Genomic DNA, 11,898 nt, shown 5'->3' on the forward strand with positions numbered 1-11,898 from the left:
TTTTACGGCAAAACATTTCCCGCTGCACGATAAATATCGTACCAATCTTCGCGACTAATCACAATGTCTGCTGCTTTAGCAATTTCTTCAATTCTACCAAGATTCATACTTCCTGCGATGACTTGCATATTAGCAGGGTGGCGCAGAATCCAGCTGCTGGCTAAACCAGTTGGCGTTGTTTGATATTTTTCAGCCAATTCGCTTAATTTTTGATTTAACTCAGGGAATTTTTCATTTCCAATAAAGACACCTTCAAAATAACCATATTGGTACGGTGACCATGCTTGAATAGTCATTTGTTTCAACCGTGAATAATCTAAAATACCATGATCATAATCAATGCTTCCTGATATTTCCATATTTGTTTGTAAGCCTTGATCTACCATACCAGTATGCTTGATGCCAAATTGTAATTGATTGGCTAATAACGGTTGTTTAACAGCTGTTTTTAAAAGTTCAATTTGTCCTGGCGTTTGGTTACTTACACCAAAATAGCGAACTTTCCCTTGTTTTTCTAATAAATGAAAAGCTTCAGCTACTTCTTCTGGTTCCACTAAAGTATCTGGACGATGCAACAATAATGCATCGACTGAATCTACACCTAAACGCTGTAAACTCCCTTCGACCGCTTCTAAAATATGTGCTTTTGAAAAGTCAAAAAAGCCCTGACGAATCCCACATTTCGTTTGTATAAAAATATCTTCACGACGAATGGTACTTTCTTTTAAGGCCTTACCAAAAATGGTTTCGCAGTCGCCGCCACCATAAATGTCGGCGTGATCAAAAAATGTAATGCCATGATCATAAGCAGTTTCAATTACCTGTTGAGGATTTTCAGCACCATTTAAGCGCATACATCCTAAGATAACCGAAGAAACTGTTTCGTCACTTGTACCAAATTGCAGTTGTTTCATTTTAATATCCTCCTCATCCATTCCTCTTACTTCTTCATTTTAACACTATTTAGACAAAATTGGACTTCTTACGATAGATTCGCTTCGACTTTTTCAAAAAAAGCAGGAGATAATTCCTCTGGCAAATAAACCACTGTCTTAGAAGAAAGCGCTACGTTCATCTGAAACAAATGATTGACAATTAAGAGGTGTACTTGGTGAAGTTGATACGTTGGTTTTCCATGAATAATTGTAATATTCTTTTTTTCACTGAAATAGCTTTTTATAGATTGCCCCAACGCTTGTTCCTTTTCTGGAGGAAAGTCCGTCAATAGGCAAATAATATATTTTTTTTCATATAAAATCGGGTTAAATAAATCTAGGATGTGATAAAAATAGCAACTCGTCAATTCCCGTTCTTTTACTGAAGTAAAGACTGGATATAGGCGTTTTAAAAGCCTAATAAGTTTTTGTAATCTGTGCCAGGTTTGTTGATAACGAGCAGCGAGTGTTTGTTCCTGTTTATGAGCTGGCAACCATGCTTGTCCGTCTAATAAACTATTCATATGCGTACTTAAAAATCGACATAAATGAATTTCTTGATAATTAAAATGATGTTGTGTAAAATTTCTCCTAATTTCTTTCATAATAAAAATAGCTGTTTTTAAGCATAAACTTTCTATTTTCATTTGCTCATGAATAAAATACTTTCGCGCTCTCTTGCCAAAACAACCACCAAAATGTGCTTCAAGAATCACAAATAACGCTTTTTGTTCTTTAAGAGACATAAAAGAAGTGCTCAACACTTCCACACGAAATAAATAAAAAAAAGCACTTGTTTGTTGAAATAAATTAGCATTTGGCACTGAAATTTCATGCCCGCCTCTATATCGTTTCTCCCAAATATAAATTAGCCAACTAAGATGATTCTGTTGTGCTACATTTAAATCCAACTCAAAAAAGGTAATGATTTTCCGAGTCATTTCTCTGTTTTCTTCCAGACAGCTTTCTTGGAAAAACAAATAAAAACAAAGGATTAACTGTCGAATTTGCCATTCATTACCAGTTAAATCGTAATGTTTTTGACGTACAATAATATCAAAATTAACTAGCCAACGTCGAATATTAGAAAATTTCTTCCGAAGAGTTGATTCCTGTAATTCCAATACCTGGGTCAATTGTGCATAATTGATTCGCTCTTCAATTAGACAACGTAAAATATAAAATTCGGGAATAAAATAACAAAATTTTTGTCTAAATCGAGCCAAGCCACAAACGCATAATTCACGATATTTTACAATTCCTTTGGTCGTTGTATAAATCTTACAAAGCCCTTCTATCTTAAACGTTTCCTGCTTTTTTTCAAAACGTTGAATGTAACAATGGATGGTTTTGTCGCTCACCTTTAGTTTTTCTGCAGCCATCAAAACAGAAAATGTCTGCTCTTGTTGCAGTAAATCCAACAATTCCAACATATTTTTATGTTCAAAAGACAATAATTCCTTGAAATCCATATATCGTCCCCTTTCACTCCCTTGTTATAAGAATACGTCAAATAAGGCAAAAATTTTTTTAAGAAGAAAAAAATAGAGAACAAAAAGTATTGATTACTTTCCGCTCTCTACAATTATATCGAATTATTTTTTTGAAATATGCAGTGTCATAGCATTTGCTGCTACAATAATTGTACTTAATGACATCAAGACAGCACCTACAGCTGGATTTAAAACAATCCCAATTGGTGCAAGAACCCCAGCCGCTAAAGGAATGGCGACAATATTGTACCCAGCTCCCCACCAAAGATTTTGGATCATTTTACGTCGTGTTTGTTTGGCTAAATCTAAGAACCTTAAAATATCTTTAGGATCACTATCCGTCAGTACAACATCTGCCGAATCAATCGCTACATCTGTACCAGCGCCTATCGCAATGCCGATTGAAGCACGGGCTAAACTTGGTGCATCATTAATACCGTCTCCTACCATCATGACCTGATGTCCCTCAGTAAGATATTGTTGCACAATTTTTTCTTTATCTTCTGGTAAGAGCTCTGCGTAGTATTCCTTCATTCCTAAATAATTAGCAACTGCACTGGCGGCTGTTTGATTATCCCCTGTTAACATGACTGGCGTAATTCCTTGCGCTTGTAACTCTGCAATAAATGTTTTAGCTTCTGGTTTGACTTTATCTCCTAAAGCAAGCAGTGCGACTAATTGACCAGCGATGATTAAATAGCTCAAGGTATTTCCTTGCTCTTGATAGTTTGTTTTAATTGTTTCATCGAAGGTTAACTGTAACCGTGCAACTTCTTTTTCATTGACTATTTTGACTTCTTGGTTTTGAACAGTAGCAACCAGTCCTACGCCTGATAAAGCTTGCAGATTATGGGCTTCATAAGGTTGAACGGCTTGTTTATTTAAATAGTTCATGATCCCAATTGCCAACGGATGATTTGCATTTTTTTCCAATGCCCCAATATATTTAAGTGCTTCTTCTCTAGTAAACTGCTTACTCATTAATTCTAAGCCAGTAACTGTAAATTGTCCTTCTGTTAAAGTTCCAGTTTTATCCAGCAACACATATTCAACCTTATTGGCTTGTTCTAATGCATTCCGATTTTTTAAAAGTAAGCCATTTTTAGCAGCAATGGAGGTACTTCTAGCAATCACTAAAGGAATTGCTAAGCCTAACGCATGGGGACAGGCAATAATAAAAACTGTAACCATTCGTTCAAATGCTAGCGACAAATCTTTCGTCGCCATTAACCAACCGATAAATGCTAACACACCTACGAATAAGGCAATATAGAATAACCACTTGGCTACACGGTCTGAAATGGATTCTAGTTTTGATTTTTCCGATTGCGCTTGTTTAACCATCTCCATAACTTTTGACAGGTAACTATTTTCACCCGTGCCAGTTACCGAAATTTCAATCATTCCGTTGCCATTGACAGCTCCACCAATCACGGAGTCACCAATGTTTTTTTCTACTGTTTTTGATTCCCCTGTAACCATCGATTCGTCGACTGTTGTGCTTCCTTTCAAAATTTTACCATCTGTCGGAATTTTATCTCCCGAACGAACAATCAAGCGATCACCTTCTTGGACATCTTGCAAAGGAATTTCTTCTTCCCCATGTTCAGTCATTCGCTTGACTGTGTCAGGCAACAGTTCAGCCATTTTTTTCAAGGCATCACCAGCATTAGAAATAGCATTCATTTCAATCCAATGGCCTAAAAGCATAATAACAATCAGAGTGGCTAATTCCCAGAAAAAGTCCATCACGTGGGCCTGATTCGTAAAATGATTCATGTAAAACGCATATAAGCTGTAAAAATATGATACCGAAATCCCCATCGCAATTAACGTCATCATTGCTGGACTCTTTTGCTGTAATTCCATTCTAGCGCCACTTAAAAATGGTTGCCCACCATAAAAAAATAGCACAGTTGCTAAAATTAAGACCAACCAATCAGAACCTGGAAAAGTAAATTGAAAAGGTAATTGAAAACCCATCATTGGTGAAAGAACAATAATCGGAATAGCTAAAATCAATGACAGCCAGAATTTTTGTTTAAAATTCCCCATATGCATTGAATGATCCATTCCCTTCATTCCTTCATGTTGGTGTGACATAGCCATTTGTTCATGCGCCATATCATGATTCATGTGATTCATTTTATCGTGGGACATTGTTGGCTGTTTTTCCTGGTGTTGTTCATGATTATGTTTTGCTGACATATGATCCCTTCTCTTCTTAAGTATTTTCATCTTAAGCATAGCACAAGATGAAAATTGTTAGAAATAATTACTTTTTTTAGTTTAGAAAAAAAAGAGCCGAATTTTGCGTATGTATATTTTAAGAACACCTTATCCTCATATTTATTACAAAAGGAGTGTTTCAATGAAAATTACTACAAAGCAAGTCGGGGCACGCATGCGTGAAGCTCGAAAAAAGAAGAAGTACACTTTACGTTATTTAGCCAATAAAATTGGTTTATCTAGTGGAAGTACAATTAGTAACTGGGAACTAGGTTTGAATTTACCCAATAAACGATACTTAAAAAAAATCGCTAAAGCCTGTGACACAACAGTAGATTGGCTACTTTATGGTGATTTCGATCGATTTGTGCGCCAGCTATTAAAAGAAAATTTTCAAAATAAACAACTGCTAAAACCACCTTTTTTTACTCAGTTGATGGGACGTTTATCTGAAGAACAGCTATCCTATCACGATTCCTTAAAAATTATGATTCAAGCGCAAAAGTTACAGCAGTCCTTTTATGCTTTTCCTTTAACAGTAGAAGCCCCCTCTCATTCCCAAGAGAGTATTTCTATTTATGAACCAACAACTGCAGAAGAACAGTCTGACCAATCTTATTATCATCCGTTTATTTTGTCAGAACTCCATGAATTATTTACACATTCTCAAAATCCAGAATTGGATTATTCTCTGATTATCGCTTTTCTTCCTTTGTTAAAAGTAGATCAATTAACTGAACCTCAAAAAGAAGTCTTACTGGCCATCTTTAAGCGGATGAATTCCTTTAAAGACCAAACGCTTTTAAATGAATTCTTTGTGGAATTACAGTATTTACTCTGATTCTACAAAAAAGATTGAGCCATGTATCTCAAGGACTTAGGCTCAATCTTTTAGTTAAATTTCTTCTATTTATGAACGATTCTTTCGTTCGACTAAGTGCGTTTTCCGTTGTGGGCCAATGATTAAAGGAACGGATTCATATTTGACTTCACTGTATTCCAAGCCAAACCAACTTTCAGGAGAGGTAGTTAAGTTTTTGATAGCTAATTTTGCCTGCATAATTTGTCGATCCCATTTTTTCAGTTCAGAAACGTTAGATAATTCTTCTTGAATTAATACAAATTGGAAATCGCCAACTTCTCTTCCTGGCGTTAATGAATAACGTTGTGGCTGTTTTGGCAAGCGGCCTGTTTTCATCAAGTCATGAACAATTTGTCTTAAATATACATTCACTTCTTGAGAAATATGGAAGCCTAAATATAGCTGAACTTGCACAATAAAATCAGTTCCTAGCATGTCAACAGAATACTCTTGAGTAAAGGGTTCATCTGTTACCTGAACATTAACAAACCAATAAACGTTCGCTCGTTTTGGCTGTTTGTCCAAAATCGAATAAATAATATTACGATTAATTTCGCCATCCACTCGATCGGAGGTTAAAAAGACCACGTTGGTTTGATACATAGGTACAGATGTATCTTCTTTCAAAGCTTTAAGTTGTGGTACATATTTTTTCAACGACACTTGTTCCGCCGTCGCTTCCTTAATCTCGTTGCCGCGTTCCCAAATAATCATGATGCATAACAAGAAGACTGCCATTCCCACAGCAACATATCCACCATGGAAAAACTTCGCAGCACTTGAAAAGAAAAAGACAACTTCAATGGCAGCAAAGAACAAGGAAATTAGATACGCAGACCAAGCTGGAATTTTATCCAAAAGATAAAACAACAATAAAATGGTTGTCATTAACATCGTAATCGTAATCGATAGACCATACGCAGCTTCCATGTGTGTCGATGTTCTAAAAGCCAGCACGATTGCTGAACAAGCTAACCACAAAATTAAATTTACCGCTGGAATATACATTTGACCGATATTGCTCCCAGGATAAATAATTTTAAGTCTTGGTAATAACTTCAATTTAATCGCTTCAGAAACTAAAGTATACGAACCTGATATTAACGCTTGCGAAGCAATCACTGCGGCGATTGTTGCAAAAACAACGCCAAATACGAGAATACCTCGTGGAATCATTTGGAAAAATGGGTTAATTTCAGCTAATGCCTGCATTTCAGGGTTTTCTTTGACCGTTAACAACCACGCAGCTTGCCCTAAATAATTAAGAATCAAACAAATCTTAATATACGGCCAGCTAATGCGGATATTCATTTTTCCTACATGCCCTAAATCAGAATATAAAGCTTCAGCACCAGTTGTAGCCAAGAAAATATTCCCTAAAATAAATAGACCTAATTTATTTTCTGGACTGACTAGTAATTGCAAAGCATAATATGGATTTAATGCACGAATAACCGTCCAATCTTGGCTAAAATTCATTAAACCAATGATGCCTAAAAAAGTAAACCACAAGAACATAATCGGCCCAAAAGCTTTCCCGACCAATTCTGTTCCAAATCGTTGAACAGAAAAAAGAATTAAAATAATCGTCAACGTAATAACCACTATAATCGTTTGGTCATTGCCAAAACGTTCAAAAAATGCTGGAATCCCCCGTAAGCCTTCGATCGCTGTCGTCACTGTCACAGCTGGGGTCAAAACGCCATCAGCCAGTAAAGCGGCACCGCCAATCATTGCGGGAATAATCAAATACTTACTTTTTTTACGAACCAATGTATAAAGAGAGAAAATCCCACCTTCTCCATGGTTATCAGCATTTAAAGCAATAACTACATATTTAATCGTGGTTAAGATAGTCAATGTCCAAAAAATTAATGAGACCGAACCTAAAATAAACGATTCAGAGACCCGTGCCAAGCCACCATTATCTCCTACAATGGCTTTCATTACATATAAAGGGCTCGTTCCAATATCTCCATAGACAACGCCCATGGCAACTAAGATCCCTGCCATCGTAAATTTCCGACGATCAAACCCCTCTGCTTTGTGTAACACAATACTTTCCTCCTACAAAAGAAATGACTTCGTTTAGTTTAACCAACAGCTCCATAAAAACTTTTAAAACTCTTTATTATATAACGTTTTATATATCTTTTTCATTAGTCAAAAAGCGCTTTTTGACTAACGATGCTACTCACTATAATACGTTTTAAATCGTTTAGCAAGTCTTTTTATTAGAGAATGTTCATCTTAGATAAGAAACCCACCTATTTTGAAAAAAGGAAAATCAAAAATAAGTGGGGCAGCAGTCGAAACGACTGCTGCCCCACTTGCTAACTATTAAGATAATTCCCTGAACAAAAGTAGCTCCTTTTATTCCTGTTAAATTTAAATCACTTCTTCTTCCTCTTCGACTTCAGAGAAATGGAACTTAATCATTTCATTGACGAAAATTGGCACAAAGGATAGGAAAATTGCTAACATCCAATGATTTAAACTAATATGCACTAATCCAAATAGTTCTTGTGTGAATGGTAATAAAGCAATGGTTGTGGTAATTAGTAATGCTAAAACGACCATTTCAAAGAGCGACTTGTTGCTTGATAATTTTACACGGAAAACAGAGTTCGCACTACGAACATTAAAGACATGTAAGATAGAGGAATAAGCTAAGATTAAAAATGCCACTGTTTGTCCAACTTCATAGCTGTTTGAAACATAGGCTGAAACACCTGGTACAAAGGCACCTAGGTAAAAACCAAACAAAGTAATGACTGTGAACACTGCTGCATTAATCCCAATCTTTTGCCATAAGCCTCGTGCAAAAATCCCTTCGTTTTTAGGGATTGGTGCCTCATCCATAATTCCTTTTTCCGCTGGTTCTTTTCCTAATGCAAAACCAGGTAACCCATCCGCGACCACGTTAACAAACAACAGTTGAACTGCAGTAAATGGCGCACCCCAACCAAGTAACATGGCAATTAAAACAATAAAAATCTCAGAAATATTACAGCTTAATAAGAAGTTAATGGCTTTACGAATATTTCGGTACACGGCACGTCCTTGCGCCACTGCATCAACAATAGTTGCAAAGTTATCGTCCGTCAAAATCATATCTGAAGCACCTTGGGCCACATCTGTTCCAGTAATCCCCATTGCGCAACCGACATCACTAGCTTTCAAGGCTGGCGCATCATTCACGCCATCTCCGGTCATTGCTACAACAGCGCCAGAACGTTGCCATGATTGAACAATTCGAATTTTATCTTCAGGGGTTACACGTGCATAAACGGATAAATCTTTAACACGTTTATCTAATTCTTCATCACTCATTTTTTTCAGTTCTGAACCAGATAAGGCTTCACTTTTATCTTTTAAAATTCCTAATTCTTTAGCAATTGCACTGGCTGTTACCACGTGATCACCAGTAATCATGACTGTTTTAATTCCAGCTTTTTTCGCACGAGCAATGGCGCCCTTACTTTCTGGACGTGGTGGATCAATCATGCCAATTAAGCCTAACAAGCGAAGATTTTTTTCTAAAGCCTCTGATGTAATTTCCTTGGGTGGTTCATCATATACGGCATAACCGACAGCAATAACTCGTAACGCTCGTTTTCCGAAACGATCATTAACAATAGCCGCTTGATCGACATCTCCGAAACCAAAACGAGGTAGTAACACATCAAAGGCTCCTTTAGTAATTGAGATGTACTTTTTCCCCCATTGATGGACCGTAGTCATCATTTTTCGTTCTGAATCAAAGGGAATTTCACCAATACGAGGATATTTTTCTTCAAGTTCTTCTTTAGTATGATAATTTTCTTCGACAGCACGAACAATTGCCGCTTCTGTCGGATTCCCTGTAACAGTTAATTCATCGCCTTCTTTTTCCACAATGACATCTGTACATAAAGCAGCCATTTTCAGTACTTCCATGGCTTCATCGGTCATGGCATCTTCCGTATCCGTTACTTCATCACCACGATGCCATACTCGGCGGACGCGCATTTTATTTTGTGTCAGTGTTCCTGTCTTATCAGAACAGATAACATTCGCAGTTCCTAGCGTTTCTACTGCTGGCAATCGACGAATAATCGCATGTTTCTTAGCCATTTTTTGAACACCATATGCTAAGGTTAACGTTACAATCACGGTTAGTGTTTCTGGTACAGCTGCCACCGCTAAGGAAACGGCTGTCATAAACATTTCAAGAAGCGGTTCTCCTTGCAGTTCACCAATAATGAAAACAATTGCTGCAGCCCCTAAGGCTAACAAACTAATACGTTTGCCTAATTGATTCAAGCGTTTTTGTAATGGTGTTTTTTGCTGATCGCTGTTATTCAGTAACCCAGCAATTTTACCCATTTCCGTATTCATTCCTGTTGCAGTTACTACTGCTCGTCCGCGGCCATTCACAACGGTACAGCCTTTGAAAATCATATTTATTTGATCTCCTAAGCCATCATCGTCATGCCCCACGTATGTAGGATCTTTTTCAACAGGTTCACTTTCACCTGTTAGTGCTGACTCTTCTACGCGCATTTGAGAAGCTTGAATAAGTCGTGCATCGGCTGTAATCATAGAACCAGCTTCAAGAACTAGAACATCTCCTACTACTAGTTCTTCAGCATCGACTTCGATTACCTTGCCATCTCGTAAGACTGCACTACTTTGCTTGTTCATGTCTTGTAAAGCCGCCAGAGATTTTTCAGCATTTCCTTCTTGAACAATGGCTAAAACAGCATTGATAATCACAATTGCAATAATTAAGATTCCTTCAAAATATTCGCCATGTTCTGTTACGATTGCTGTATAAAACGAAATTGCCGCAGCAACTAATAAAATAATCGTTGTAAAATCAGATAAACTGTGAATAAATTTCTTTAACACAGAATCCTTCTTAGCCTCTTCAAATTGATTGCGGCCATTTTCTTTCAGCCGTTGTTGGGCCTCTTGTTGTGTTAAACCAGTTTCAGTATTGACTGAAACTTCTTTTGTGACAGTATCGACAGATTGCTTGTAAGCTTCCATCCTATTCCCCCTCTAATTTTTTCTTCCTATATAATAGTGTCTCTATTAAATATAACATGATTTTTTTTGAACACGCAACTTTTTTCATCTTTGGCTTAGCGTTCTCTCATATGTATGAAAAAAACTGGTATTTTCGTTGTTGCTACAGCAATGTTTCTATTTAATTATGGGAATTTTATGAAAAAGGAAACGAATTCAGCCAAAAAGCAATGGACATTTTTTTCATTTTGTCTGATAAAAAAATAGTTTATTTCTATATATTCAACACAAAAACAACAAAAAATACAATGTTATTTAGTTCGCACAATTATTTATTTTACATGTTATAAAATAACCAGAAAAATATTATATTTAATCTTATTAATAAGTGTTATAATTTGCAAACGTTTCCAAAAAGTGCTATTCTTTAAGTGTAAGGAGGACATGCAAATCAATTGGTTGAAGATTTTCTCAGTAGATAAAAATCGGTAAACTCAAAGTTGTTAGAATTGCAAGATTCACCTGTAAACAATACGTGTAGAGTAATTGTTAGTGATAACTCGTATCGGAAAATAGGGAAAGGTTATAGAAGGATGGAGTTTCTATAAAGCATTTACCCTATCTGTTATCACCTAACGCAAGTTATCCACCATCCAAGCGTCGAAACTGTATGAAAACAAGGTTTTAGTTTCACCACATCACGTTCACCTTTTGCTTTACATGTATCGCGAAATGTAAACACTTATTCAACCAATTGATGTCTTCCCGTTAACAAGGCCGAGCTTAAATTTAAGCTCGGTTTTTTCTTTTAAGCAATAAAATATATTTGTATCAAATAATCATATGTGTTATATTCAAGGTGCACATTCTATTTTATCTTCTTTTAAAGGAGGGAATGCTATGCGAAAAAAGAAAAAATCTTCGTTTGAAAGTTCAATTCATGTTTATCGTGCTATGGCTCGTATGACCCAGCAAGATTTGGCCAATCGAGTCGGTGTCTCTCGACAAACAATTATTCAACTGGAACGAAACAAGTACAATCCTTCATTACTTCTTGCGCATGACATCGCGAACGTCTTTGGCGTAACCATTGATGATGTGTTCACCTTCAAAGAAACACTGAATGACGATGTAGAACAAGAAGCCTGAACAGTATAAGCTGTACTTAACAAGACAATTTTTCTGATTGTACTTGGAGTTGCCGAGGTACAACTTAGTACCGGCAATACGAAGAAAGCCCTTCTTCGTATTGTTGTTTCAATAATTAATCTTTGCTTACATAAAAAAGAACGGCGCAACCGTGGTTGCGCCGTTCTTTTTATTCTAAGATTGTCTACTAAGCACTTTTGTCCTAGTAGCGTTTTGG

General features: G+C 36.5%; 7 protein-coding genes. 2 read left to right on the plus strand and 5 right to left on the minus strand.

The window, feature by feature from the left end:
• Positions 1-2 precede the first annotated feature (2 nt).
• The 3 genes from HMPREF2810_RS09135 to HMPREF2810_RS09145 form a co-directional block, all read right to left on the minus strand.
• Positions 3-914, minus strand: coding sequence for an aldo/keto reductase (locus tag HMPREF2810_RS09135; protein WP_002355754.1), 912 nt, complete (start codon positions 912-914; stop codon positions 3-5).
• A 68-nt stretch (positions 915-982) separates the two neighbouring features.
• Positions 983-2,407, minus strand: a complete 1,425-nt coding sequence (locus tag HMPREF2810_RS09140) for a helix-turn-helix domain-containing protein (RefSeq protein WP_002399733.1) — start codon at positions 2,405-2,407, stop codon at positions 983-985.
• A 123-nt stretch (positions 2,408-2,530) separates the two neighbouring features.
• Positions 2,531-4,675: a heavy metal translocating P-type ATPase gene (locus HMPREF2810_RS09145; RefSeq protein WP_002379171.1), complete on the minus strand. Its 2,145-nt coding sequence runs from the start codon at positions 4,673-4,675 to the stop codon at positions 2,531-2,533.
• 124 nt (positions 4,676-4,799) lie between these two features.
• On the opposite strand from HMPREF2810_RS09145, the gene HMPREF2810_RS09150 reads away from it, so the two are divergent.
• A complete protein-coding gene (locus HMPREF2810_RS09150) occupies positions 4,800-5,498 on the plus strand; it encodes a helix-turn-helix domain-containing protein (RefSeq protein WP_002381295.1) in 699 nt (232 codons plus the stop codon).
• A 69-nt stretch (positions 5,499-5,567) separates the two neighbouring features.
• Here the strand turns inward: HMPREF2810_RS09150 and HMPREF2810_RS09155 are convergent, their stop codons facing one another.
• Together HMPREF2810_RS09155 and HMPREF2810_RS09160 are read right to left on the minus strand one after the other, a co-directional pair.
• Entirely contained in the window at positions 5,568-7,574 is a 2,007-nt protein-coding gene (locus HMPREF2810_RS09155) for a KUP/HAK/KT family potassium transporter (RefSeq protein ID WP_002387003.1), read from the minus strand.
• Between the two features lie 333 nt (positions 7,575-7,907).
• Positions 7,908-10,553 (minus strand): calcium-translocating P-type ATPase, PMCA-type, encoded by a 2,646-nt coding sequence (locus HMPREF2810_RS09160; RefSeq protein WP_002355749.1) that lies wholly within the window; start codon positions 10,551-10,553, stop codon positions 7,908-7,910.
• 822 nt (positions 10,554-11,375) lie between these two features.
• Between HMPREF2810_RS09160 and HMPREF2810_RS09165 the strand changes: the two genes are divergently transcribed.
• A complete protein-coding gene (locus HMPREF2810_RS09165) occupies positions 11,376-11,681 on the plus strand; it encodes a helix-turn-helix transcriptional regulator (RefSeq protein ID WP_002355748.1) in 306 nt (101 codons plus the stop codon).
• Positions 11,682-11,898: the final 217 nt, after the last annotated feature.

The sequence above is a fragment of the Enterococcus sp. HMSC078F03 genome (genome assembly GCF_001811595.1).
Classification (GTDB): Bacteria; Bacillota; Bacilli; order Lactobacillales; family Enterococcaceae; genus Enterococcus; species Enterococcus faecalis.